A 24,527-nucleotide genomic window follows, 5' to 3' on the forward strand; every position below is an offset into this window, starting at 1 on the left:
TTGGTTCAAATGGCTGTTGCGTGACGGTGCAGCAGGGGTTGCAGCCGGGCCTGGAGCAGCGCGAGGACGTCGCTGGCCTGGTCGTGGATGAAGAAGTGGCCGCTGTCGAACAGGCTCAGGTCGAAACCGCCCGTGGTCTCCTGGCGCCAGGCCTGCAACTGCGCAGGCGTGGTCGAGTCCTGGCGCCCGGCCAGCACCTGGATGGGGCAGCCCAGCGGTGCCCGCGGGCGGTACTGGTAGCCACCACACAGGGCGAAGTCGGCGCGCAGCACCGGCAGCGTCAGGCGCATCAGCTCTTCATTGGCGAGGATGTCCTCGGGGGTGCCGTTGAGCTCGCGCAGGTCGGCGATCAGCTGGGCGTCGGTCTTGTCCGCGGCAAAGCGCTCGGTGTCACGCAGCGACGGCGCGGCGGTGCCCGAGGCGAACAGCAGGCGCGGCGGCGGGCAGCCACGCTCGCGCAGGGCGTGGGCCAGCTCGTGCACCAGCAGGCCGCCCAGGCTGTGGCCGAACAGGGCGTAGGGGCGGTCCAGCTCGGGGCTGATCTCGGCGGCCAGCTGGCGCGCCAGCGCGACCATGTCGGTGGCCAGCGGCTCGCTGAACCGCCGGCCGCGGCCGGGCAGCTCCAGCGGGCGCACCTCGATGTCGGCCGGCAGGCTGCGGCGCCAGCGGCCGTAGACCATGGCGCTGGCGCCCGAGTACGGCAGGCAGTACAGGCGCATCAGCGGGCCGCCTGCTGTTCCATGTGCTGGCGCAGGCTGAGCGGGCGCATGTCGGTCCAGACTTCCTCGATGAACGCCAGGCATTCGGCCTTCAGGCCGCTCTTGCCGGCTTCGCGCCAGCCCTGGGGAATGGCCTTGTATTCGGGCCAGATGGAGTACTGCTCTTCGTGGTTCACCACCACGGTGAACACGGTGTCTTCGCGATCAAAAGCCATTGCCGACCTCGTCAGTATTGCGTTGCAGGGGGATTGCCGCTTGCACGGCTTTGGAACCACAACGAAGTGACGAGTCAGCCAGAGGGAAAATTAATGAGAGGCGTTTCTGATAATGGCGTAGGACGTTTCGCTAACGCGCTCCATGCCACAAACGGTTACACATCCGTGCTGAACCGCTTAGGTGGAACTACAGTCTCATCGGTTTGCCCACAAGGAGTCCCCCCATGCACACCCTCAGTCGCAGCGCCGCCTTCCTCCTCGGCGCCGGCCTGCTGGCCAGCCTTCCCGCGTTGGCCGACGAACCCCGCTACAACCAGGTTTCCCTGCGCGCCGAGGTCAGCCAGGAGGTGCCCCGCGACCTGATGCTGGTGACCCTGTACAGCGAGGAACAGAACGCCGACCCGGCCAAGCTCGCCGCCCAGGTCACCGAAGCCATGAACAAGGCGCTGGGCAAGGCCCGCGCGGTGAAGGAAGTGAAGATCAGCCAGGGCAGCCGCAACAGCTACCCCATCTACGACGACAAGGGCCAGAAGATCACCGGCTGGCGCGAGCGTGCCGAGCTGCGCCTGGAAAGCGCCGACTTCCCTGCCCTGTCCACCCTCACCGGACAGTTGCTGCAAGACCTGAAGATGGGCGGCATGAGCTTCACCATTTCGCCCAAGGCCCGCACCCAGAGCGAAGACGCCCTGCTGAAGGACGCCGTGGCGGCGTTCAAGGCGCGTGCCCAGTTGGCCACCGAGGCGCTGGGTGGCAAGGGTTACAAGGTGGTGAGCATGAACCTCAACAGCAGCGGCTATCAGCAGCCGTTCCCGCGCGCGGCGATGATGATGAAATCGGCGATGGCCGACTCGGCGCCCGCGCCTGAAGTGGAAGCCGGCACCAGCCAGGTGACCATGAGCGCCGATGGCGCCATTGAAGTGCAGATGCCATAAGCAATGGCCGCGTCGGGGCACCGCGCACTGCCCTGACGCGGCCTGCGGCCGCTGCTACAGGTGTTTCGGGGGGCAGATGGAGTATTCTGCGTGCGATCACCGCACCCTAGAGGCTTTCATGGACAAATCCGCCTTCACCCCGCTGCTGCTTGCCGCCGCGCTGCTTGGCGCAGCGCCCCTGGCCCAGGCGGCCAGCACCCTGGTCTATTGCTCGGAAGCCAGCCCCGCCGGCTTCGACCCCAGCCAGTACACCAGCGGCACCGACTTCGATGCCTCGGCCGAAACCGTGTTCAACCGCCTGACCCAGTTCAAGCGCGGCGGCACCGAGGTGGAACCGGGGCTGGCGACCTCCTGGGACGTGTCCAAGGACGGCCTGGTGTACACCTTCCACCTGCGCGACGGGGTGAAGTTCCACACCACCGACTACTTCACGCCCACCCGCACCTTCGACGCCGATGACGTGCTGTTCACCTTCGAACGCCTGCTCAACCCCGAGCAGCCGTTCCGCAAGGCGTACCCGTCGGAGTCGCCGTACTTCAACGATATGGACCTGAACACCACCATCAAGTCCGTGACCAAGACCGACGACCACACCGTGGTGTTCACCCTCAACCACATCGACGCCGCGTTCGTGCAGAACCTGGCCATGAGCTTCGCCTCGATCCAGTCGGCCGAGTACGCCAACCAGTTGCTCAAGGAAGGCCGGCCCGCCGACATCAACCAGAAGCCCATCGGCACCGGCCCGTTCGTGTTCAAGCGTTACCAGAAGGACGCGCAGATCCGCTACGTGGGCAACAAGGACTACTGGAAGCCCGAGGATGTGAAGCTCGATAACCTGATCTTCTCCATCACCCCGGACGCCGCCGTGCGCCTGCAGAAGCTCAAGCGCAACGAGTGCCAGGTCAGCGGCTACCCGCGCCCCGAAGACATCGAAGTGGCCAAGCAGGACCCCGACCTGAAGGTGCAGAGCCAGCCCGGTTTCAACCTCGGTTTCCTCGCCTACAACGTCACCCACGCGCCGCTGGACCAGCTGAAAGTGCGCCAGGCGCTGGACATGGCCATCGACAAGCCGGCCATCATCAAGGCCGTGTACCAGAGCGCCGGCCAACTGGCGCAGAACGCCCTGCCACCGGCGCAATGGTCCTATGACCCGACCATCAAGGACGCCCCCTATGACCCGGCCAAGGCCCGCCAACTGCTGAAGGAAGCCGGGGTCAAGGAAGGCACCACCATCAACCTGTGGGCCATGACCGTGCAGCGCGCGTCCAACCCCAACGCGCGCATGTCGGCGCAGATGATCCAGAACGACTGGGCCAAGGTGGGCATCAAGGCCAACATCGTCAGCTATGAATGGGGCGAGTACATCAAGCGCGCCAAGGCCGGCGAGCATGACGTGATGATCTACGGCTGGACCGGCGACAACGGCGACCCCGACAACTGGCTGGGCGTGCTGTACAGCTGCGCGGCGGTGAAGGGCAGCAACTACGCCAAGTGGTGCGACCCGGCCTACGACAAGCTGATCCAGCAGGCCAAGCTGAGCAGCAACCGCGACAAGCGCATCAAGCTCTACCAGCAGGCCCAGCACATTCTCAAGGCCCAGGTGCCGATCACCCCGATCGCCAACTCCACGGTGTTCCAACCCATGCGCAAGGAAGTGCAGGACTTCCGCATCAGCCCGTTCGGCCTTACGCCCTTCTACGGCGTAAGCCTCAAAACCCCGTAGCAGCGGCCAAAGGCCGCGTCCCAGACGCTGCGTACGTTCAGGCCTGGCGCGGCGCGGTCTGACGCAGCCTGGCGGCAGCTGCTACGCGGCGTCATTGAATGCACCAATATGGCGCACAAAGCTGACCGAATGATCAGCTTTAGTGCGCCTCGTGCACCATTTAAAACGTACGCAAACGTTCAAATGGATGGTTTTTTATATCCATGCGACATTCTTGTACGCGTGTTCCACACTTTGCCCTTTCGCTGGCGTCAAAGTATTGCTTTGGGTATGCCGCCTGCATAAGTATCGGCGGGTAGACCCACAAGGTCCCCTCAATCAAAAAACACAACAACTGAGGCCACCATGCTCAAACACGCGGTCATTCCGTTCCTGATCGGCGCCGGCATGCTTGCCAGCGCTCCTTTTGCCCTGGCAGCACCCACCAGCCTGGTGTTCTGCTCAGAAGGCAGCCCGGCGGGCTTCGACCCGGGCCAGTACACGACCGGCACTGACTTCGATGCCTCGGCCGAGACCATGTTCAACCGCCTGAGCCAGTTCGAGCGCGGCGGCACCGCCGTGGTGCCAGGCCTGGCCACCAGCTGGGACATCAGCCCCGACGGCCTGACCTACACCTTCCACCTGCGTGAAGGCGTCAAGTTCCACACCACCGACTACTTCAAGCCGACCCGCGAATTCAACGCCGACGACGTGGTGTTCACCTTCACCCGCATGCTCGACAAGGACATGCCGTTCCGCAAGGCCTACCCCACCGAGTTCCCGTACTTCACCGACATGGGGATGAACGACAACATCACCAAGGTGGAGAAAGTCGACGACCACACCGTCAAGTTCAGCCTCAAGACCGTGGACGCCGCGTTCATCCAGGACATGGCCATGAGCTTCGCCTCCATCCAGTCCGCCGAGTACGCCGCGCAGCTGCTCAAGGAAGGCAAGCCGCAGGACCTCAACCAGAAGCCGATCGGCACTGGTCCGTTCGTGTTCAGCAAGTACCAGAAAGACGCGCAGATCCGCTTCAAGGGCAACAAGGACTACTGGAAGCCTGACGATGTGAAGGTCGACAACCTGATCTTCGCCATCACCACCGACGCCTCGGTGCGCATGCAGAAGCTGAAGAAGAACGAGTGCCAGATCACCGCCTACCCGCGCCCGGCCGACATCGAGCCGCTCAAGGCCGACCCGAACCTGAAGATGCCTGAGCAGGCCGGCTTCAACCTGGGCTACATCGCCTACAACGTGACCCACAAGCCGTTCGACAACCTCAAGTTCCGCCAAGCCCTGGACATGGCCGTGAACAAGCAGGAAATCATCAAGTCGGTGTACCTAGGTGCGGGCCAGCTGGCGGTCAACGCCATGCCGCCGACCCAGTGGTCCTATGACACCACCATCAAGGACCCAGCCTACGACCCGGCCAAGGCCAAGGCCCTGCTCAAGGAAGCCGGCATTCCCGAAGGCACCACCATCAACCTGTGGGCCATGCCCGTGCAGCGCCCCTACAACCCCAACGCCAAGCTGATGGCTGAGATGCTGCAATCGGACTGGGGCAAGATCGGCATCAAGGCCAACATCGTCAGCTACGAGTGGGGCGAGTACATCAAGCGCGCCCACAACGGCGAGATGGACGCCATGCTGATCGGCTGGAGCGGTGACAACGGTGACCCGGACAACTGGCTGGGCACCCTGTTGGGCTGCGACGCCATCAACGGCAACAACTTCGGCAAATGGTGTGACGCCGACTTCGACAAGCTGGTCAAGGCCGCCAAGGCCACCTCTGACCAGGCCAAGCGCACCGAGCTGTACAAGCAGGCCCAGCATCGCGTGAAAGACCAGGTGCCGATCACCCCGATCGCCCACTCCACGGTCTACCAGCCGATGCGCAACAGCGTAGTGGATTTCAAGATCAGCCCGTTCGGCCTGAACTCGTTCTACGGCGTGGGCATCGACGAAAGCAAGAAGTAACCCTGTAGCCGCTGCCGACGGCTGCGCTGGCTGCCTGCCTCACTGGAAATCTTCGGTGAAACGCAGGGCCAGCGCAGCCTGGCGGCAGCGGCTACATGGCTTTTTCGTGGGAAATCCCTGAAGACAACGATGACTGCATTTTCACGCAGGGCCTTCGTGCATTTCAGATTTTTCCTACAGGTCGCAGCGATTTCGCGCATTTACGGTCACGGCTCGCGCCCCTAGTTTCGAACCTCGGCCCGACTACCCCTCAGGTCGCCTCGATCCAGACAACAAGGAATAGACCGTCATGCGTCAACACCATCTGGTTGCATCCCTGCTGAGCCTGGGCCTTTTGGCCGAGGTGCCGCTCAGCCATGCCAACAGCAAGAGCCTGGTGTTCTGCTCCGAAGGCAGCCCTGCTGGCTTCGACATCGCCCAGTTCACCGGTGGCACCGACAACGATGCCGCGGAACCGCTGTACAACCGCCTGACCGAATTCGAACGCGGCGGCACCGCCGTGATCCCCAGCCTGGCCACGCGCTGGGACGTGGCCGAGGATGGCCTGACCTACACCTTCCACCTGCGCGAAGGCGTGCGTTTCCACAGCAACAAGGCGTTCACCCCCAGCCGCGATTTCAACGCCGACGACGTGCTGTTCACCTTCCAGCGCATGCTCGACCGCGACCACCCGTTCACCCGCGCCTACCCCACCGAGTTCCTGTACTTCGTGTCCATGGGCCTGGACAAGAACCTGGTCAGTGTCACCAAGGCCGACCCCATGACCGTGGTGTTCAAGCTGCGCACGGTGGACGCAGCCTTCGTGCAGAACATCGCCATGAGCTTCGCCGCCATCCAGTCGGCCGAGTACGCCGAGCAGCTGCTCAAAGCCGGCAAGCCCAGCGACCTCAACCACAAGCCCATCGGCACCGGGCCCTTCGCCCTGCAGCGCTACCAGAAGGACTCGCAGATCCGCTACAAGGCCCACGAGCAGTACTGGGAGCCGAGCCAGGTGAAGGTGGACCAACTGATCTACGCCATCAACGTCGACTCCTCGGTGCGCGTGCAGAAGCTGCGCAAGAACGAGTGCCAGGTCACACTCAACCCGCGCCCCGCCGACCTGGCCGCGCTGCGTGCCGACCCCAAGCTGAAAGTCATCGAGACCCCGGGCTACAACCTCGGCTACATCGGCTACAACGTGCAGCACCCGCCGTTCGACCAGCTCAAGGTGCGCCAGGCCATGGACATGGCGGTGAACAAGCAGGCGATCCTGCACGCGGTGTACCAGGAGGCCGGCCAGCTGGCGATGAACGCCATGCCACCGACCCAGTGGTCCTACGACACCAGCATCAAGGACGCGCCGTACAACCCGGAAATGGCCCGCCAGTTGCTCAAGGAAGCCGGGGTCAAGGACGGCCACGAGATCACCCTGTGGGCCATGCCCGTGCAGCGCCCCTACAACCCCAATGCCAAGCTGATGGCCGAGATGCTGCAGTCCGACTGGGCCAAGGTGGGCATCAAGGCGCGCATCGTCAGCTACGAGTGGGGCGAGTACCTCAAGCGCACCAAGAACGGCGAGCACGACGTGGCCCTGATGGGCTGGACCGGCGACAACGGTGACCCCGACAACTGGCTGGGCACCCTGTACAGCTGCGGCGCCATCGGCAGCAACAACATCGCCATGTGGTGCGACCCGACCTTCGACGCCCTGGTGACCCAGGCCAAGACCCTCAACGACCGCGAGGCCCGCAGCGAGCTGTACCGCCAGGCCCAGCAGCGCCTCAAGCAGGAGGTGCCGATCACCCCGATCGCCCACTCCACGGTCAACCAGCCCATCAGCGCCAAGGTGCAGGACTTCAAGGTCAGCCCCTTCGGCCGCAATACCTTCAGCGGAGTGTCACTGGCCGACTGAGCCCCAGTGCAGGCAAACCATGGCCAGTTGAACGAGGCCAAACGTTTGCAAACACAGTTGTACCCAAAGTTGACCGAGCACCCGAATGTGCCCGGCATAAAAAAAAGAAAAAACCAAGGAGCTTCACCCATGAACATTACAAGAAAAACACTGCTAGCCCTGTCCATCGGCGGCCTGTCCGCCCTGGCCAATGCCGATGACGCCAGCCAGGCGTTCACCCCCACCACGCTCAAGGACAGCAGCGCCCAGGCCGACGCCAAGGGCTTTGTCGAGGACCAGAGCCTGTCGGGCTGGACGCGCAACTGGTACGCCCGCGAACAGTCCAAGCGCGGGCCGCTGTTCAGCCACGCCAAGAACGGCACCCGGGAGCCCATGAACAACCGTACCAACTGGCTGCAGAGCACCACGGTCGACTACACCTCGGGCTTCACCCAGGGCACCGTCGGCTTCGGCGTGGAAGCGGCGCTGTACAACGTGGTGGCGCTGGAGCGCGGCAGCGCGCGCAACGGCGGCTCGAACAACCGCACCCTGGCCGACAGCGACGGCGACACCATCGGCCAGTGGAGCAAGCTGGGCCTGGGCAACGTCAAGGCGCGGGTGTCCAACACCACCCTGACCCTTGGCCGCCAGGCCATGGACACGCCCATGGTCGCCACCATCGGCAACCGCGCCCTGCCCTCCAGCTTCGAAGGCGTGAGCATCGACAGCAAGGAGTTCAACAACCTGTCGTTCCAGGCCGGCACCTTCGACCGCGTGTCGCCACGTACCGAGCAGAGCCTGAGCAAGTTCCGCAGCGAATACAGCGCCACCGGCGTGGAAACCGACCGGGTGACCACCGCCGGCGTCAACTACCAGCCGTTCGAAAGCGTCACCACCACGCTGTTCGCCACCCAGGTCGAAGACTTCTGGAACCAGTACTACTTCGGCGGCACCCACGTGCTGGGTGACAGCGCCGTGGTCAGCCTGACCACCGGCTTGAACTACTACAAGACCCGCGACACCGGCGCCCGCAAGATGGGCGAGATCGACAACCAGGCCGGCAGCCTGTCGCTGACCGCCACCCACCAGGCCCACAGCCTGACCTTCGCCTACCAGCAGATCAACGGCAACGAGTACTTCGACTACCTGCACGAAACCAACGGCATCTTCCTGGCCAACTCCCTGCTGTCGGACTTCAACGGCCCGAACGAGAAATCCTTCCAGGTGGCCTACGGCCTGAACATGGCCCAGTACGGCGCGCCGGGGCTCAAGTTCAACGTCTACAGCGCCCGCGGCTGGGGCATCGACGGCACCCACTACACCGGCACCGCCTATGACGTGAAGAAAATGGACGGCGAACACCACTATGAATACGGCGTGGGCACCTCCTACGTGATTCAGAGCGGCGCCCTGAAAGACACCAGCGTGCGGGCGACCTACACCGCCCACCGCGCCAGTGCCAACCAGGCTGATGGCAGCCTGGACGAACTGCGGATCGTTACCACGATTCCGTTCAACATCCTGTAACCGACCTGGCCTGCGCGCGGTGCGATCCACCGCCGCAGGCTAATCTGGCTATTGATCACAGAGGGACTACATGAAAGCGCTACCCCTTCGAGCCGCAATCGCGGCAGCACTGTTCAGCGTTGCCGTCGGCATTTCCGCCAAGCCCCTGGTGGTCTGTACCGAGGCCAGCCCGGAAGGGTTCGACATCGTCCAGTACACGGCGGCCACCACGGCCGACGCGTCAGCGGAAACCCTCTTCAACCGCCTGGCCAGCTTCAAGCCCGGCACCACCGACGTCGAGCCCGACCTGGCGCAGAGCTGGGACATCAGCGCCGACGGTAAGACCTACACCTTTCACCTGCGCCACGGCGTGAAGTTCCAGACCACCGACTACTTCAAGCCCAGCCGCGAATTCAACGCCGATGACGTGCTATGGAGCTTCGAGCGCCAGCTCGACCCCAAGCATCCCTGGCACGACAAGGCCCCCATGGGCTTCCCCTACTTCGAAGCCATGGGCATGAAAGACCTGATCGACAGCATCGACAAGGTTGACGACTACACTGTTCGTTTCAACCTCAAGCGTCCCGAGTCACCTTTCCTGCGGGACATGGCCATGGGCTTCGCGTCGATCTACTCCGCCGAATACGGCGACCAACTGCTGAAGGCCGGCAAGACCGGCGACATCAATAGCAAGCCCATCGGCACCGGGCCGTTCATCCTCACGCGCTACAACAAGGATGCGATGATCCGCTACAAGGCCAACCCCGACTACTACAAGGGCGTGGCCCCCAGCGAAGCGCTGGTGTTCGCCATTACCACCGACAGCAACGTGCGCCTGCAGAAACTGCGCGCCAACGAATGCCAGATCGCGGTGTACCCCAAGCCTGACGACATCCCCGGCATGAAGGCCGACCCCAACCTGCGGGTGGACGAGATGGAGGCGCTGATGACCAGCTACGTGGCCATCAACACCTCGCACAAATACCTGGGCGACCTTCGCGTGCGCCAGGCCATCGCCATGGCCCTGGACAAGCCCACCCTGGTCAAGACCCTGTTCGGCGAGGGCAACGCCACCCCCGGCACCGGCCCCTACCCGCCGACCCTGCTGGGCTTCGACAAGAGCATCAGCGACCTGCCCCACGACCTGGACAAGGCCCGCGCCCTGCTCAAGGAAGCCGGTGTGCCGCCAGGCACCCGTTTCACCGTGTTCGCCCGCAACGGCGGCGGCCCCACCAACCCCAACCCGACCCTGGCGGCCCAGTTATTGCAGGCAGACCTTGCCAAGATCGGCCTCAACCTCGATATTCGTGTGTTCGAATGGGGGGAAATGGTCAAGCGTATCAAACAGGGCGAACATGACCTGGCGTTCTACGGCTGGGCCGGCGACAACGGCGACCCGGACAATTTCCTCAGCCCCAACCTGAGCTGCGACGCAGCCACAAGCGGCGAGAACGCCGCGCGCTGGTGCAACAAGGAGTTCGACGGGTTCCTCGCCAAGGCACGTGCCAGCAGCGACCCGGCCGAGCGCGAGCAGGCCTACAAGCAGGCCCAGGCTCTTTTTGCCAAGGACATTCCCTGGCTGAGCCTGGCCTACCCACGCTTGTTTACCGCCGTGCGCAAGAACGTCGAGGGTTATCACATTAGCCCCCTGACCAATAACAACTTCGCTACCACCCTGGTGAAGTAACAAGAAGAACGCCCGCCCGCACCCCAACCGGGTAGTGGGCGGGAACTGCCTAACCGGCTGACGAGGTACCACTCAAGATGTTTAGTTTTATAGCCCGCCGCGTGGGGTTGTTGATCCCCACCTTCTTCGGCATCACGTTGCTGACATTCGCACTGATACGCCTGATACCGGGCGACCCCGTGGAAGTGATGATGGGCGAACGGCGCGTCGACCCTGAAATGCATGCCCAGGCGATGGAGCGCCTGGGCCTGAACAAACCCCTCTATGCCCAGTACCTGGACTACATCGGCAACCTGGCGCATGGCAACCTGGGCGAATCGCTGCGTACCCGCGAAAGCGTCTGGCACGAATTCCTGCAACTGTTCCCTGCCACCCTGGAGCTGTCGATCGCCGCGCTGATCTTCGCCGGCATCCTCGGGCTGCTGGCGGGGGTGATCGCCGCGCTCAAGCGCGGGTCACTGTTCGACCATGGGGTGATGGGCATCTCCCTGGCCGGCTACTCCATGCCCATCTTCTGGTGGGGCCTGATCCTCATCATGTTCTTCTCGGTGAGCCTGGGCTGGACGCCGGTGTCCGGGCGCATCGACCTGCTGTATGACATCGAGCCCAAGACCGGCTTCATGCTCATCGACACCCTGCTCAGCGACGAGCCGGGCTCGTTCGTCGACGCCCTGCGCCACCTGATCCTGCCGGCCATCGTGCTGGGCACCATCCCGCTGGCGGTGATCGCGCGCATGACCCGCTCGTCCATGCTTGAAGTGCTGCGCGAGGACTACGTGCGCACCGCCCGCGCCAAGGGCCTGTCGCCCGCCCGCGTGGTGTTCGTGCACGGCCTGCGCAACGCGCTGATCCCGGTGCTGACCGTGTTCGGCCTGCAAGTGGGCACCCTGCTGGCAGGCGCCGTACTGACCGAGACCATCTTCTCGTGGCCGGGCATCGGCAAGTGGCTGATCGAAGCCATTGGCGCCCGCGACTACCCGGTGGTGCAGAACGGCATCCTGTTGATCGCCTGCCTGGTGATCCTGGTCAACTTCGTCGTGGATATCCTCTACGGCCTGGCCAACCCACGCATCCGTCACCAGCGCTGAGGCCCGGACAATGACTACTGAAAACACCGCGGTCACCGTTGACCAAAGCCTGCTGTACCCCTCGCCCTACAAAGAGTTCTGGCAAGCGTTCGCCAAGAACAAGGGCGCCGTCGCCGGCCTGGCGTTCATGCTGCTGATCATCTTCTGCGCGATCTTCGCGCCGTGGGTGGCGCCCCATGACCCCAGCGAGCAGTTCCGCGACGCGCTGCTGACCCCGCCCGTGTGGCTGGCCGGCGGCCAATGGCAATACCTGCTGGGCACCGACGAGCTGGGCCGTGACCTGCTGTCGCGGCTGATCCACGGCTCGCGCCTGTCGCTGCTGATCGGCCTGTCGTCGGTGGTGATGTCGCTGATCCCGGGCATCATCATGGGCCTGCTGGCCGGCTTCTTCCCGCGCATCATGGGCCCCACCATCATGCGCCTGATGGACGTGATGCTGGCCCTGCCCTCGCTGCTGCTGGCCGTAGCCATCGTCGCCATCCTCGGCCCAGGCCTGATCAACACCGTGATCGCCATTGCCGTGGTCTCGCTGCCTTCCTACGTGCGCCTGACCCGCGCCGCAGTGATGGGCGAGCTGAACCGCGACTACGTCACCGCCGCGCGCCTGGCCGGTGCCGGCCTGCTGCGCCTGATGTTCGTCACCGTGCTGCCCAACTGCATGGCGCCGCTGATCGTGCAGGCCACCCTGAGCTTCAGCTCGGCCATCCTCGACGCCGCGGCGCTGGGTTTCCTGGGCCTGGGCGTACAGCCGCCGACCCCCGAGTGGGGCACCATGCTGGCCTCGGCCCGCGACTACATCGAACGTGCCTGGTGGGTGGTGAGCCTGCCTGGCCTGACCATTTTGCTCAGCGTGCTGGCAATCAACCTGATGGGCGACGGGCTGCGCGATGCGCTTGACCCCAAACTCAAGAATGCCGCCTGAGGAAACGACCATGTCACTGTTGCATATCAAGAATCTGAACGTGCGCTTTGGCGATGCCAAGGCCGTGCCGGTGGTCGATGGCCTCGACCTGTCGGTGGACAAGGGTGAAGTGCTGGCGATCGTCGGCGAATCGGGCTCGGGCAAATCCGTGACCATGATGGCGCTGATGGGCCTGATCGATCACCCTGGCATCATCACCGCCGACGCGCTGAATTTCGACGGCCGCGACATGCTCAAGCTCAGCGCGCGCCAACGCCGGCAGGTGGTGGGCAAGGACCTGGCAATGATCTTCCAGGACCCCATGACCGCGCTGAACCCCAGCTACACCGTGGGCTTCCAGATCCAGGAAGTGCTGCGCCAGCACCTGGGCATGAACAATAAGCAGGCGCGCCAGCGTGCCCTTGAACTGCTGAAGAAGGTCGAGATCCCCGGCGCCGAAAGCCGCCTGGACGCCTACCCGCACCAGCTGTCGGGCGGCATGAGCCAGCGCGTGGCCATTGCCATGGCCATCGCCGGCGAGCCGAAACTGCTGATCGCCGACGAACCCACCACCGCCCTGGACGTGACCATCCAGGCGCAGATCATGGAGCTGCTGCTCAACCTGCAGAAAGAGCAGAACATGGCGCTGATCCTGATTACCCACGACCTCGCCGTGGTGGCCGAAACCGCCCAGCGCGTCTGCGTGATGTACGCAGGCCAGGCCGTGGAAGTGGGCCAGGTGCCGCAGCTGTTCGACATTCCCGCGCACCCTTACAGCGAAGCGCTGCTGGCGGCAATCCCCGAGCACAGCGAAGGCGCCGAGCGCCTGGCCACCCTGCCCGGCATCGTCCCCGGCCGCTATGACCGCCCGCAGGGCTGCCTGCTGTCGCCACGCTGCCCCTACGCCCAGGACAACTGCCGCAGCCAGCGCCCGGCGCTGGACCCCAAGGCCCATAGCCTGGCCCGTTGCTTCTACCCGCTGAACCAGGAGGTGGCTTGATGGCCGTCGTACTTACTGCCCGCGACCTCACCCGTCACTACGAAGTCTCCCGCGGCCTGTTCAAGGGCCATGCCCTGGTGCGCGCCCTCAACGGCGTGTCGTTCGAGCTTGAAGCCGGCAAGACCCTGGCCGTGGTCGGCGAGTCGGGCTGTGGCAAGTCCACCCTGGCCCGCGCGCTGACGCTGATCGAGGAACCGTCCTCGGGCTCGCTGAAAATCGCCGGCCAGGAGGTGCATGGCGCCAGCAAGGCCGAGCGCAAGCAACTGCGCAAGGACGTGCAGATGGTGTTCCAGAGCCCGTATGCCTCGCTGAACCCGCGGCAGAAAATCGGCGACCAGCTGGGCGAACCGCTGCTGATCAACACCAGCCTGAGCAAGGCCGAGCGCCGCGAGAAAGTGCAGGCGATGATGCAGCAGGTGGGCCTGCGCCCCGAGCATTACCAGCGCTACCCGCACATGTTCTCTGGTGGCCAGCGCCAGCGTATCGCCCTGGCCCGCGCCATGATGCTGCAACCCAAGGTGCTGGTGGCGGACGAGCCGACCTCGGCGCTGGACGTGTCGATCCAGGCGCAGGTGCTGAACCTGTTCATGGACCTGCAGCAGCAGTTCAACACCGCCTACGTGTTTATCTCGCACAACCTGGCGGTGGTGCGCCACGTGGCCGATGACGTGCTGGTGATGTACCTGGGCCGGCCGGCGGAAATGGGCCCCAAGGAGGACATCTACAAGCGCCCGCTGCACCCCTACACCCAGGCGCTGCTGTCGGCCACGCCGACCATCAAGCCGGATCCGGCCAAGCCGAAGATCAAGATTGTCGGCGAGCTGCCCAACCCGCTGAACCCACCGTCGGGCTGCGCCTTCCACAAGCGCTGCCCGTACGCCACCGAGCGCTGCGCCATGGAAATACCGGAGCTGCGCCAGGTTGATACCCGCCAGGTGGCCTGCCACTATGCGGAGCAGTTCCTGAACTGATGCCATGACGCGGCCTGCGGCCGCTGCTACGGGTTCGTAGCAGTGGCCGCAGGCCGCGTCCGCATCCACCACCGGTGCCTGCATGCCAACCGACACCCTCACCACCGTCACCCGCTACCACCTGTGCTGGAAGCACCGCGACCTGGACGGCGTCATGGCGCTGTACCACCCGGCTATCCAGTACCACGATTTCTTCCAGAACCGCACCTTGGCCCTGGCCGAGCTGCGCGACTACGTGCAGGCGAACATGCCGCGCAACGCCGACGAGGCGCTGGAACACAGCGACCGCATCCGCGTGGACGGCGACACCGCCTTCATCCAGTACACCCTGACCCTGCGCGGCAGCGCCCAACTGGTGTCGTTCCATGCCAGCGAAGCCATCACCGTGCGCGACGGGCTGATCTGGCGCATCAACGAATACGCCGCCCTGGTGCGCGAACCCACGGCCGACGCGCCACGCCCGGCCACCTCGCGCCTGGGCCTTTCTCCCCGCCAGCTGGGCATCATGGCCGACGACCTGCAGCAGTACTTCGACCAGCGCCAGCCCTACCTGGACCCCGAACTGGACCTGCAGGCAGTGGCCCGCGTGTGCGGCTACAGCCGCAACCAGATGTCCTACCTGCTCAACCAGGTGCTGGGCCAGACCTTCTACGCCTACGTCAACCAGGCACGCCTCAAGCACCTGCTACAGGCCCTGGAAACCAACCCCGAGGCGCGCATCGACGCCCTGGCCTTCGCCGCCGGGTTCAACTCGCTGTCGGCGTTCTACAAGTGTTTCCGCCAGCACACCGGGCTGTCGCCCACCGCCTACATGAAACAACGCAACCCCGAAGCAGCGGCCGCCAGGCCGCGTCCAGCGCCAGCGCACTGCCCCTGACGCGGCCTGGCGGCCGCTGCGACAGTGCCATCTGCCGCAAGGTGGCTTATGCTGTACCCGCCCCCACCCGCAAGGCTTGCCCTGATGCTGCGTTCCCTGATTGCCACCTTGCTGCTCGCCACCGGCGCCACCCAGGCGGCCGAGACGGTCAAGATCTACAACTGGTCCGAATACATCGCCCCCGACACCCTCAAGCAATTCCAGGCCAAGACCGGCATCGTGCCCAGCTACACGGTGTATGACAGCAACGAGTTGCTGAACAGCAAACTGCTGGCGCGCAACTCCGGCTACGACGTGGTGTTCCCTTCCACCCACTTCATGGCCCGCCAGGTACAGGCCAACGCGCTGATGGAACTGGACCGCAGCAAGCTGCCCAACTGGGACAACCTCAACCCTGTGCTGCTCAAGGTGCTGGAGGTCAACGACCCCGGCAACCGCCACGGCTTCCCGTACCTGTGGGGCACCACCGGCATCGGCTACAACATCGACAAGGTCAAGGCCGCCCTGGGCGACAAAGCGCCCACCGACTCCTGGGACCTGATCTTCAAGCCGCAGAACCTCGACAAGCTCAAGGCCTGCGGCGTGGCCTTCGTCGACAGCGGCCCGGAACTGCTGCCCATCACCCTCAACTACCTGGGCCTGCCACCCCACAGCCGCAAGCCCGAGGACTACGCCAAGGCCGAGGCCGCGCTGCTGAAAATCCGCCCCGACGTGGCGTACTTCGACACCGCGAAATACATGGCGGACCTCGCCAGTGGCAAGGTCTGCGTGGTGGTGGGCTATTCCGGCGACGTGCTGCAGGCCGCCACCCAGGCCAAGGCGGCGAAAAACGGCGTGAACATCGGCTACTCGGTGCCCCGCGAAGGCGCGCCGCTGTGGTTCGACATGGTCGCCATGCCCGCCGACGCCCCCGACCCCAAGGCCGCCTACGCCTTCATGAACTACCTGCTGGAGCCCAAGGTGATCGCCGGCATCAGCAACTACGTACACTACGCCAACGGCAACGAAAAGGCCGATGCCCTGATCGACCCGGCGTTGCGGGGGGACAACAAGGTGTACCCGGACGAGGACATCATGAGCAAGTTGTTCCCGTTGGAGGCGATGCCGGCGGATATCGATGCGATTCGGACGAAAGTCATGACGAAGGTAATCGCGGGGGGCTAAAGCCCCCCACCACAAGCCGCGCCCGAGCCTGTGATCTGCTTGTGATCTGGCCCTTGATCTGGCTCTGGCTCTGGCTCTGGCTCTGGCTCTTGATCTGGCTTTTGACGTTGATCTGGCTTTTGATCTTGGCCCCGTTAAGCGCCCGGGCCGACTGGAGGTGTTGATCAAGCGGCCCTCGGCGGAGCCGAGGGAGACGGAACCGGAGGCGCTTCTATTCCGGGCCGTCGTCCGCTTGAGCGACGCCGGAGGGAGGGGACCCGTAGCGCAGCGAAGGGCCCAAGCAGGGGCAAGCCCTTTTTGCTTCCTTTTTGGGGCGACTGCCAAAAAGGGAGTCGCCGTAAGGGCGAAACGGTCGGTGGTATCCCCGCGAAAATGGATATGTTCGAAATCGCCGAAGCGGGATTCGAAAGCCGTATGAATATCCAGCATTCAGGGTGATGCAGAATCACCTTTCCGCCCTTACGGCGGGTCACTTTTTGACAAACGCCTCAAAAAGTAACCAAAAAAGGCTTGCCCCTGCTTGGGCCCTCCGCTGCGCTACGGGTCCCCTCCTTCCGGCGCCGCTCAACGGGCAGACGGCACCCGCTATAGAAGCCTGCGGGTTACCGTCTCTTCGGCCTGCGGCCTCGGCCCTTCGGGCAGCCCGTTGATCGACGCCTCCAGTCGGCCCGGGCGCTTTACGGGGCATACAATCAAGATCAAGAGCCAGATCACAAGCCAGATCAAAGGCGACCGCAACGGCGCCGGGTTCAACTTCGCAGCTGCGCGATCACCTCCAGGCAATACCCCACCGCCGGAGACACATCCCCCACCCTGCGGCTAAGAATAATCGGCGAGGTCGCATTGGCCTCCGCCAACGGGCTATAGCCAATATCATCCCGATGCAGAATCTGCACCGACTCCGGCACCAGGGTAATGCCTATACCCGCCCCCACCAGGCCGATGGCCGTCTGCAGTTCATTGGTCCACTGCGCCACCTTGATGCCCAAGCCGTGCGCCGCGAACAGCGCCAGCACGTGGTCGGCATAGCTGGGCCGCGGGTTGCCGGGGTACAGCACGAACGGCTCGCGGGCCAGCTGGGCCAGGGTGGCGCTGTGGCCCAGCAGCGGGTGGCCGGTGGGCAGCACGGCGATCAGGCGGTCTTCGCGCAGCACGGTCTGGGTAATGGCCGGGTCGTCGATATGAATGCGGCCGAAGCCGACGTCAATGCGCCCGGCCTTCAGGGCCTCCACCTGCTGCACCGTGGTCATCTCCGACAGGCCCAGCTCCAGTTCGATGGCAGCGTCTTCGCTGCGCAGGCGGCGGATCATCTCCGGCAGCACACCGTACAACGTCGACGGCGCGAAGCCGATGCCCATCCAGGTCTTCTGGCCCAGGCCGATGCGCCGGGTGTTTTCACACAGGGTATCGAGCTGGTGCAGCAGCGCGCTGCTGTGTTCGAAGAAGTACCGTCCCGCCTCGGTCAGCCGCAGCGGCCGGGCGCGCTCGATCAGGCTGACGCCCAACTCGTCCTCCAACTGCTGGATCTGCCGGCTCAACGGCGGCTGGGCGATGTGCAGGCGCTCGGCGGCGCGGGTGAAGTTCAGGGTCTGGGCCAGCACCTGAAAATAGCGGAGATGCCTGAGTTCCACGGCTTACCTCATCAGCGACAATACCTGGCAGGTATCAGACCAGACCAATTCTATATTGGATTGCAAGAAAACGCCGTATCACTATCGGGTCAGACAAGAACATAACCTGACGGGTATCGAAATGAGTCATCCCACGATCGAGTCGCTCGAAACGATCATTGTCGATCTGCCAACCATCCGCCCGCACAAGCTGGCCATGCACACTATGCAGCACCAGACCTTGGTGCTGTTGCGCCTGCGCTGCAGCGACGGCGTGGAAGGCATTGGCGAGGCCACCACCATCGGCGGCCTGAGCTATGGCAACGAAAGCCCCGACAGCATCAAGGTGAACATCGACAGCCACATCACCCCGCTGCTGGTTGGCCAGCCGGCCGACAACATCAACGCCGCCATGCAGCGCATCGAGCGCAGCGTGCGTGGCAACACCTTCGCCAAGTCCGGCATTGAAAGCGCGCTGCTCGACGCCCAGGGTAAGCGCCGTGGCCTGGCGGTGAGCGAGCTGCTGGGCGGGCGCCTGCGTGACAGCCTGCCGGTGGCCTGGACCCTGGCCAGCGGCGACACCGCCCGCGATATCGCCGAGGCGGAACAGATGCTCGACGTGCGCCGCCACCGCATCTTCAAGCTGAAGATCGGCGCCGGCGAGGTGAACAAGGACCTGGCCCACGTCATCGCCATCAAGAAGGCCGTGGGCGACCGCGCCAGCGTGCGCGTGGACGTCAACCAAGCCTGGGACGAGGCCGTGGCCCTGCGCGCCTGCCGGGTGCTGGGCGACAACAGCATCGACCTGGTGGAGCAGCCAATCTCGCGCTACAACCAGGTCGGCCTGGCCCGCCTGAGCGCCAGCAGCCCGATCCCGATCATGGCTGACGAAGCCATCGAATCGGTGGAAGATGCCTACAACCTGGCCCGCCTGGGCGCCGGCACCATCTTCGCGCTGAAAATCGCCAAGACCGGCGGCCCCCGCGCGGCCCTGCGCGCCGCCGCCATCGCCGACGCCGCAGGCATTGGCCTGTACGGCGGCACCATGCTCGAAGGCGGCATCGGCACCCTGGCCTCGGCGCACGCGTTCATTACCCTGCCGAAGATGGCCTGGGATACAGAACTGTTCGGCCCGCTGCTGCTGACCGAAGACATCCTCGCCACCCCACCGGTGTACAAGGACTTCCAGCTGCACGTGCCCAGCACCCCGGGCCTGGGCCTGGAACTCGACGAAGAGCGCGTGGCCTTCTTCCGCCGCGACAAAGCCACCAAGGCCCACAGCCACAGCTGAGAGAGAACTGCCATGCTGTTCCACGTAAAGATGACCGTGAACCTGCCCCTCGACATGGACCCGGCCAAGGCCACGCGCCTGAAGGCCGACGAGAAAGAGCTGGCCCAGCGCCTGCAACAGGAAGGCACATGGCGCCACCTGTGGCGCATCGCCGGGGCCTACGCCAATTACAGCGTGTTCGACGTGGCCAGCGTACAAGAGTTGCACGACACACTGATGCAGCTGCCGCTGTTCCCGTACATGACCATCGAGGTGGACGCCATGTGCCGCCACCCTTCCTCGATCCACGAAGACGACCGCTGATAGGCGCCTGACCCTGGCGCGCTGACTAATAAATATAAGATGAGGCCACACCCATGACTGTCAAAATCTCGCAGACCGAACCGGTACAGCAGTTCCTGAAAGAAGCCAGCGGCGTGTTCAACGACGCCGGCAACCCACGGGTGAAAACCCTGATCCACCGCATGCTCAAGGACTCGGTGAAAATCATCGAGGACCTGGAGGTCACCCCGGAAGAGTTCTGGGCCGCGGTGAACTACCTCAACGTGCTGGGCGCGCGCCAAGAGGCCGGGTTGGTGGTGGCCGGCCTGGGCCTGGAACACTACATGGACCTGCAGCTGGATGCCCAGGACGAGGCCGCCGGCCAGTTGGGCGGCACCCCGCGCACCATCGAAGGCCCGCTATACGTGGCCGGCGCGCCGCTGAGCCAGTACGAGGCGCGGCTGGACGACGGCAGCGACCCGGGCACCGTGCTGTTCATGCAGGGCCAGGTGAAAGACGTCGACGGCCAGCCGGTGCCCGGCGCCATCGTCGATGTATGGCAGGCCAACACCGGCGGCACCTATTCGTATTTCGACCCGTCGCAGAGCGAGTTCAACCTGCGCCGCCGCATCCAGGCCGACGGCCAGGGCCGCTATCGTTTCCGCAGCATCGTGCCCTCGGGCTACGGCTGCCCGCCCGACGGCCCCACCCAGCAGCTGCTCGACCAGCTGGGCCGCCACGGCCAGCGCCCGGCGCACATCCACTTCTTCATCTCGGCGCCGGGCCATCGCCACCTGACCACGCAGATCAACCTGGCCGGCGACAAATACCTGTACGACGATTTCGCCTACGCCACCCGCGATGAACTGGTGGCGGAGATCCGCTTCAGTGAAGATCAGGTGCAGGCGCAGAAACATGGGGTGAGCGGCCGGTTCGCCGAAATCGACTTCGACTTCACCTTGCAGGCCAGCGAAGTGCCGAAGGCGCAGCAGCGCGGCGAACGCGTGCGCGCGTTGGAGGATTGACGCACACACCGTAGGAGCCGACCTTGGTCGCGATGCAGGCACTGCGGTGTGTCAGGCGGGGCCTCATCGCGCGCAAGCGCGGCTCCTACCGGGATCATTGCGGGGTGTAAAAAAAGGGCAGCCCGTGGGCTGCCCTTTTTCGCTTAGTGGTGCTCGCGCGTCGCGCGGAATTTCACGTCAGGCCAGCGCTCTTCCATCAGCGCCAGGTTCACCCGGGTAGGCGCCAGGTAGGTCATGTGACCACCGCCGTCCACCGCCAGGTTTTCCACGGCCTTGTTCTTGAATTCCTCGAATTTCTTCTTGTCGGCGCAATCAACCCAGCGGGCCGACCACACGGTGATCGGCTCGTAGGAGCACTCCACCTTGTATTCTTCCTTCAGGCGGCTGGCCACCACGTCGAACTGCAGCACGCCCACGGCGCCGAGGATGATGTCGTTGCTGCGCTCGGGGAAGAACACCTGGGTGGCGCCCTCTTCGGCCAGCTGCTGCAGGCCCTGGCGCAGTTGCTTGGATTTCAGCGGGTCACGCAGGCGTACCCGGCGGAACAGCTCCGGGGCGAAGTGCGGGATACCGGTGAAGCCCAGCGCTTCGCCTTCGCTGAAGGTGTCGCCGATCTGGATGGTGCCGTGGTTGTGCAGGCCGATGATGTCGCCAGCGAACGCTTCTTCCAGCTGCTCACGCTCGGAGGAGAAGAACGTCAGGGCATCGCCGATGCGCAGGTCCTTGCCGGTGCGCACGTGGCGCATCTTCATGCCCTTCTCGTACTTGCCCGAGCAGATGCGCATGAACGCGATGCGGTCGCGGTGCTTGGGGTCCATGTTCGCCTGGATCTTGAACACGAAGCCGGTGAACTTCTCTTCCACCGGTTCCACGGTGCGCTCGTGGGCCACGCGGGCCAGCGGGCGCGGCGCCCAGTCCACCACGGCGTCGAGCACGTGGTCGACACCGAAGTTGCCCAGCGCGGTGCCGAAGAACACCGGGGTCATCTGGCCGTTCATGAACTCTTCCTGGTTGAAGGTGTGGCATGCGCCCTGCACCAGCTCCAGTTGGTCGACAAAACGGTCGTACTCGTCACCCAGGTGCGCGCGCGCTTCATCGGAGTCCAGCTTCTCGATGATCTTGGTCTCGGTGCGCTCGTGGCCGTGGCCCGGGGTGTAGACGATGATGTAGTCGCCGGCCAGGTGGTACACACCCTTGAAGTCGCGGTAGCAACCGATCGGCCAGGTGATGGGCGCCGCCTTGATCTTCAGCACCGCCTCGATTTCGTCGAGCAGCTCGATCGGGTCGCGAATGTCACGGTCCAGCTTGTTGATGAAGCTGACTATAGGCGTGTCGCGCAGGCGGCACACGTCCATCAGGGCGATGGTCCGCGGCTCTACGCCCTTACCGCCGTCGAGCACCATCAGCGCCGAGTCCACCGCGGTCAGGGTGCGGTAGGTGTCTTCGGAGAAGTCTTCGTGACCGGGGGTGTCGAGCAGGTTGACCATGTGGTCGCGATACGGGAACTGCATCACCGAGGTGGTGATGGAGATGCCGCGCTGCTTCTCCATCTCCATCCAGTCGGACGTGGCGTGACGGTCGGACTTGCGCGACTTCACGGTACCGGCCACGGCAATGGCCTTGCCCATCAGCAAGAGTTTCTCGGTGATGGTGGTTTTACCGGCGTCCGGGTGGGAAATGATGGCGAAAGTGCGGCGTTTCGCGACTTCGGCGGCCTGTTGGGTCATGGGAAATCGCCTGCGAGGTGATTCAAAAAAGGGCGCCGATTATAGCTGAACCCGGGCCGAGCTGGAACCATGCGTCCAACTCGCCCGTCGCCAGGGGCTCAGGCCGTGGCGGGTGCGGCCTGGGGCAGCGTGTCGGTGGCGGCCTGCGGGCGGTACAGCATCACGTAGTAGGTGCCCAGGCAGATCAGCCAGCAGAAGATCGCCGCCCAAATGTTGTGCGACAGGAAGTGCGCGCCCTGGATCATGCGACCGATGGAGAACACCGTGCCCAGGCCAAAGGCGAACACCAGGCCGGCGCGGGCCATGCGCGGGCGGCGGTCACGCAGCACGAAGAACAGCGAGAACAGGGTGAAACCGGTGGCCGCGTGGCCACCCGGCCAGCAGCGGCCCGGGCTGGAAGTGGCGGGGCGGTGCTCGAACAGCTTGCTGTAGGCCTGGGTGCCGCCGAACTCGGTCACGCTCCAGGGGCACTGCACGCCGGTCAGCGCTTTCAGCGGCGCGGTGTAGCTGGTGGACAGCGACATGGCCACCACCAGGCATGCCAGTTCACGGCGGATCGGCAGCAGGCCCTTGACCAGGAAGCTGGCCAGGTAACCCAGGGCGCCCAGCACGCCGATGGCGATTACCACGCGCTTGGCCTGGTCGTGCAGCACGTTTTCCAGCCAGTAGCTGTGCCGGCCGGCGAACGCCTGCTGCACCGGGTCGTAGAACCACTGCTCGATCACCATGTCGATGTCGGTCAGTTCCAGCAGGCACAGGGCGATGGCGATGACGGCAGGAATGCCGAGGCCGATCCAGAGGTTCAACGGGCGTGACGTGGGTCGCGGCAAGGTAGCTGGCATTTTTATGGGGAAGTCCACGGGCGGAAGAAGCGGCACCCGGAGCGTCGGGCGCCCAGGGTTTGAATGACGCAGGCGTGCGGCCCCATGGGCCGCGCGGCGTGGACTATACGCTTTTGACTGGTCAAAATTTCGTCAAAAACAGGCAGGCGAGTGTAGTCGTGTTTGCCAGGTCCGCCACACCGCTGGGTCAATTAAGGGTGGCCAAATGCTGCCGCAGATGGGAACCTTTTAATAAGCGGAGACGTCCACTCCCCTGATTCGACCATTCGTCAGGGTGTTGCAAGAACGGCAAGTCAGCCTGACGAGGCTGCGCTTATGGCGCGCATCGACGCTGTTTCACAGCCGTCCGCGCGCTGCTTCTCGCGAACCCACCGTTGACCGCCAGGCATGGCTGTCGCCACCGACGGTGAGTGCGCCGACTGAAAAAATAGGAGTCCGCCTGTGGCTATTCGCTATGGCAAGGGGCTGATGGGGTGTGCGGCTGCCGTCGTCATCCTGGCCCTGCTGGTCCACTGGATCGGCATCAGTACCATCGAGCAGTACCAAGAAGATTTACTGTTTTACCTGCAAGCGCATCTGATCCTGGTAGTGGCCTCCATGGCCGCCGCACTGCTAGTGGGCATCCCCGCCGGCATTGCGCTCAGCCGACCGAACATGGTTGGCCGCGCCGAACGCTTCATGCAAATCTTCAACATCGGTAACACCGTCCCTCCCCTGGCCGTACTGGCCATCGCCCTGGGCATACTTGGCATCGGCAGCGGCCCGGCCATCTTCGCCCTGTTCCTCGCTTCCCTGTTGCCCATTGTGCGCAACACCTACGAAGGCCTGAAAAACGTTCAGGGCTCGCTCAAGGAAGCCGCCGTCGGCATCGGCATGACCCCGCGCCAAGTGCTGTTCCAGGTCGAACTGCCCAATGCCGTGCCCATCATTGTCGGTGGCGTGCGCGTGGCCCTGGCGATCAACGTCGGCACCGCGCCGCTGTCGTTCCTGATCGGCGCCAACAGCCTGGGCAGCCTGATCTTCCCCGGCATCGCCTTGAACAATCAGCCGCAACTGTTGCTGGGCGCCGCCTGCACGGCGTTGCTGGCATTGCTGCTGGACGGCCTGGTGTCGATGGCCAGCCGCCTGTGGCTGGAACGCGGCCTGACTCGCTGAGCGA

General features: G+C 64.4%; 21 protein-coding genes. 16 read left to right on the top strand and 5 right to left on the bottom strand.

The genetic code is table 11. The features are described from left to right. Nucleotides 1-5 precede the first annotated feature (5 nt). Nucleotides 6-719, bottom strand: a complete 714-nt coding sequence (locus AC0Z2B_RS23775) for a thioesterase II family protein (protein WP_476299833.1) — start codon at nt 717-719, stop codon at nt 6-8. Further along, a complete protein-coding gene (locus AC0Z2B_RS23780; protein ID WP_473005379.1) occupies nt 719-934 on the bottom strand; it encodes an MbtH family NRPS accessory protein in 216 nt (71 codons plus the stop codon). Before AC0Z2B_RS23780 ends, AC0Z2B_RS23775 begins: the two co-directional genes overlap by 1 nt. 224 nt (nt 935-1,158) lie before the next feature. On the opposite strand from AC0Z2B_RS23780, the gene AC0Z2B_RS23785 reads away from it, so the two are divergent. The 12 genes from AC0Z2B_RS23785 to AC0Z2B_RS23840 all read left to right on the top strand — a co-directional run bounded on the left by AC0Z2B_RS23785 (nt 1,159) and on the right by AC0Z2B_RS23840 (nt 16,612). Beyond that, nucleotides 1,159-1,866 (top strand): SIMPL domain-containing protein, encoded by a 708-nt coding sequence (locus tag AC0Z2B_RS23785; protein ID WP_473005378.1) that lies wholly within the window; start codon nt 1,159-1,161, stop codon nt 1,864-1,866. Nucleotides 1,867-1,984: 118 nt separating this feature from the next. Further along, a complete protein-coding gene (locus AC0Z2B_RS23790; RefSeq protein ID WP_476299835.1) occupies nt 1,985-3,589 on the top strand; it encodes an ABC transporter substrate-binding protein in 1,605 nt (534 codons plus the stop codon). Between the two features lie 345 nt (nt 3,590-3,934). Next, entirely contained in the window at nt 3,935-5,548 is a 1,614-nt protein-coding gene (locus AC0Z2B_RS23795) for an ABC transporter substrate-binding protein (protein WP_476299837.1), read from the top strand. A 289-nt stretch (nt 5,549-5,837) separates the two neighbouring features. Continuing rightward, on the top strand, nt 5,838-7,439 hold the full coding sequence (locus AC0Z2B_RS23800; protein WP_476299838.1) for an ABC transporter substrate-binding protein: 1,602 nt from the start codon (nt 5,838-5,840) through the stop codon (nt 7,437-7,439). A gap of 129 nt (nt 7,440-7,568) precedes the next feature. Beyond that, nucleotides 7,569-8,945: an OprD family porin gene (locus tag AC0Z2B_RS23805; RefSeq protein ID WP_476299840.1), complete on the top strand. Its 1,377-nt coding sequence runs from the start codon at nt 7,569-7,571 to the stop codon at nt 8,943-8,945. 70 nt (nt 8,946-9,015) lie between these two features. Beyond that, nucleotides 9,016-10,611, top strand: coding sequence for an ABC transporter substrate-binding protein (locus AC0Z2B_RS23810; RefSeq protein ID WP_476299843.1), 1,596 nt, complete (start codon nt 9,016-9,018; stop codon nt 10,609-10,611). A 77-nt stretch (nt 10,612-10,688) separates the two neighbouring features. Continuing rightward, nucleotides 10,689-11,699, top strand: a complete 1,011-nt coding sequence (locus AC0Z2B_RS23815; protein WP_416422476.1) for an ABC transporter permease subunit — start codon at nt 10,689-10,691, stop codon at nt 11,697-11,699. 10 nt (nt 11,700-11,709) lie between these two features. Beyond that, entirely contained in the window at nt 11,710-12,621 is a 912-nt protein-coding gene (locus AC0Z2B_RS23820; RefSeq protein ID WP_416422475.1) for an ABC transporter permease subunit, read from the top strand. A gap of 10 nt (nt 12,622-12,631) precedes the next feature. Continuing rightward, nucleotides 12,632-13,600: an oligopeptide/dipeptide ABC transporter ATP-binding protein gene (locus AC0Z2B_RS23825; protein WP_473005372.1), complete on the top strand. Its 969-nt coding sequence runs from the start codon at nt 12,632-12,634 to the stop codon at nt 13,598-13,600. Then, nucleotides 13,600-14,571, top strand: coding sequence for a peptide ABC transporter ATP-binding protein (locus tag AC0Z2B_RS23830; protein ID WP_416422473.1), 972 nt, complete (start codon nt 13,600-13,602; stop codon nt 14,569-14,571). The genes AC0Z2B_RS23825 and AC0Z2B_RS23830 overlap by 1 nt, the downstream gene beginning before the upstream one ends. Before the next feature lie 82 nt (nt 14,572-14,653). Further along, nucleotides 14,654-15,448, top strand: coding sequence for an AraC family transcriptional regulator (locus AC0Z2B_RS23835; RefSeq protein ID WP_476299845.1), 795 nt, complete (start codon nt 14,654-14,656; stop codon nt 15,446-15,448). 84 nt (nt 15,449-15,532) lie between these two features. Continuing rightward, nucleotides 15,533-16,612 (top strand): polyamine ABC transporter substrate-binding protein, encoded by a 1,080-nt coding sequence (locus AC0Z2B_RS23840; protein WP_476299847.1) that lies wholly within the window; start codon nt 15,533-15,535, stop codon nt 16,610-16,612. 749 nt (nt 16,613-17,361) lie between these two features. On the opposite strand, the gene AC0Z2B_RS23845 is transcribed toward AC0Z2B_RS23840, so the two are convergent. Next, the gene (locus tag AC0Z2B_RS23845) at nt 17,362-18,243 is read right to left on the bottom strand and encodes a LysR family transcriptional regulator (RefSeq protein WP_476299849.1); all 882 of its coding nucleotides are present in this window, start codon (nt 18,241-18,243) and stop codon (nt 17,362-17,364) included. Nucleotides 18,244-18,364: 121 nt separating this feature from the next. Here AC0Z2B_RS23845 and AC0Z2B_RS23850 point away from each other — a divergent pair, with 121 nt between their 5' ends. From AC0Z2B_RS23850 to catA, 3 genes are read left to right on the top strand one after another with little or no spacing between them, the layout of a single operon-like run. Then, nucleotides 18,365-19,513, top strand: a complete 1,149-nt coding sequence (locus AC0Z2B_RS23850) for a muconate cycloisomerase family protein (protein ID WP_476299851.1) — start codon at nt 18,365-18,367, stop codon at nt 19,511-19,513. A 12-nt stretch (nt 19,514-19,525) separates the two neighbouring features. Further along, nucleotides 19,526-19,816 (top strand): muconolactone Delta-isomerase, encoded by a 291-nt coding sequence (catC, locus tag AC0Z2B_RS23855; RefSeq protein WP_416422468.1) that lies wholly within the window; start codon nt 19,526-19,528, stop codon nt 19,814-19,816. A 53-nt stretch (nt 19,817-19,869) separates the two neighbouring features. Continuing rightward, the gene (catA, locus tag AC0Z2B_RS23860; protein ID WP_476299853.1) at nt 19,870-20,799 is read left to right on the top strand and encodes a catechol 1,2-dioxygenase; all 930 of its coding nucleotides are present in this window, start codon (nt 19,870-19,872) and stop codon (nt 20,797-20,799) included. 143 nt (nt 20,800-20,942) lie between these two features. Here the strand turns inward: catA and AC0Z2B_RS23865 are convergent, their stop codons facing one another. Both AC0Z2B_RS23865 and AC0Z2B_RS23870 read right to left on the bottom strand, forming a co-directional pair. Next, nucleotides 20,943-22,526, bottom strand: coding sequence for a peptide chain release factor 3 (locus tag AC0Z2B_RS23865; protein ID WP_476299854.1), 1,584 nt, complete (start codon nt 22,524-22,526; stop codon nt 20,943-20,945). 98 nt (nt 22,527-22,624) lie between these two features. Beyond that, on the bottom strand, nt 22,625-23,368 hold the full coding sequence (locus tag AC0Z2B_RS23870; RefSeq protein ID WP_476299856.1) for a phosphatase PAP2 family protein: 744 nt from the start codon (nt 23,366-23,368) through the stop codon (nt 22,625-22,627). A 468-nt stretch (nt 23,369-23,836) separates the two neighbouring features. Here AC0Z2B_RS23870 and AC0Z2B_RS23875 point away from each other — a divergent pair, with 468 nt between their 5' ends. Continuing rightward, nucleotides 23,837-24,523, top strand: coding sequence for an ABC transporter permease (locus tag AC0Z2B_RS23875; RefSeq protein ID WP_416427535.1), 687 nt, complete (start codon nt 23,837-23,839; stop codon nt 24,521-24,523). The last annotated feature ends 4 nt before the right edge of the window (nt 24,524-24,527 follow it).

The sequence above is a fragment of the Pseudomonas sp. GYB4201 genome, assembly GCF_056312595.1.

Bases quoted from the DNA above. Each gene is read 5' to 3' on its own strand.
- AC0Z2B_RS23780 (WP_473005379.1), bottom strand. From the start codon at position 934: ATGGCTTTTGATCGCGAAGACACCGTGTTCACCGTGGTGGTGAACCAC.
- AC0Z2B_RS23875 (WP_416427535.1), top strand. From the start codon at position 23,837: ATGGGGTGTGCGGCTGCCGTCGTCATCCTGGCCCTGCTGGTCCACTGG.
- AC0Z2B_RS23840 (WP_476299847.1), top strand. From the start codon at position 15,533: ATGCTGCGTTCCCTGATTGCCACCTTGCTGCTCGCCACCGGCGCCACC.
- AC0Z2B_RS23865 (WP_476299854.1), bottom strand. From the start codon at position 22,526: ATGACCCAACAGGCCGCCGAAGTCGCGAAACGCCGCACTTTCGCCATC.
- AC0Z2B_RS23795 (WP_476299837.1), top strand. From the start codon at position 3,935: ATGCTCAAACACGCGGTCATTCCGTTCCTGATCGGCGCCGGCATGCTT.
- AC0Z2B_RS23815 (WP_416422476.1), top strand. From the start codon at position 10,689: ATGTTTAGTTTTATAGCCCGCCGCGTGGGGTTGTTGATCCCCACCTTC.
- AC0Z2B_RS23825 (WP_473005372.1), top strand. From the start codon at position 12,632: ATGTCACTGTTGCATATCAAGAATCTGAACGTGCGCTTTGGCGATGCC.
- AC0Z2B_RS23800 (WP_476299838.1), top strand. From the start codon at position 5,838: ATGCGTCAACACCATCTGGTTGCATCCCTGCTGAGCCTGGGCCTTTTG.
- AC0Z2B_RS23820 (WP_416422475.1), top strand. From the start codon at position 11,710: ATGACTACTGAAAACACCGCGGTCACCGTTGACCAAAGCCTGCTGTAC.
- AC0Z2B_RS23835 (WP_476299845.1), top strand. From the start codon at position 14,654: ATGCCAACCGACACCCTCACCACCGTCACCCGCTACCACCTGTGCTGG.
- catA (WP_476299853.1), top strand. From the start codon at position 19,870: ATGACTGTCAAAATCTCGCAGACCGAACCGGTACAGCAGTTCCTGAAA.
- AC0Z2B_RS23805 (WP_476299840.1), top strand. From the start codon at position 7,569: ATGAACATTACAAGAAAAACACTGCTAGCCCTGTCCATCGGCGGCCTG.
- AC0Z2B_RS23870 (WP_476299856.1), bottom strand. From the start codon at position 23,368: ATGCCAGCTACCTTGCCGCGACCCACGTCACGCCCGTTGAACCTCTGG.
- AC0Z2B_RS23785 (WP_473005378.1), top strand. From the start codon at position 1,159: ATGCACACCCTCAGTCGCAGCGCCGCCTTCCTCCTCGGCGCCGGCCTG.
- AC0Z2B_RS23850 (WP_476299851.1), top strand. From the start codon at position 18,365: ATGAGTCATCCCACGATCGAGTCGCTCGAAACGATCATTGTCGATCTG.
- AC0Z2B_RS23790 (WP_476299835.1), top strand. From the start codon at position 1,985: ATGGACAAATCCGCCTTCACCCCGCTGCTGCTTGCCGCCGCGCTGCTT.
- AC0Z2B_RS23810 (WP_476299843.1), top strand. From the start codon at position 9,016: ATGAAAGCGCTACCCCTTCGAGCCGCAATCGCGGCAGCACTGTTCAGC.
- catC (WP_416422468.1), top strand. From the start codon at position 19,526: ATGCTGTTCCACGTAAAGATGACCGTGAACCTGCCCCTCGACATGGAC.
- AC0Z2B_RS23775 (WP_476299833.1), bottom strand. From the start codon at position 719: ATGCGCCTGTACTGCCTGCCGTACTCGGGCGCCAGCGCCATGGTCTAC.
- AC0Z2B_RS23830 (WP_416422473.1), top strand. From the start codon at position 13,600: ATGGCCGTCGTACTTACTGCCCGCGACCTCACCCGTCACTACGAAGTC.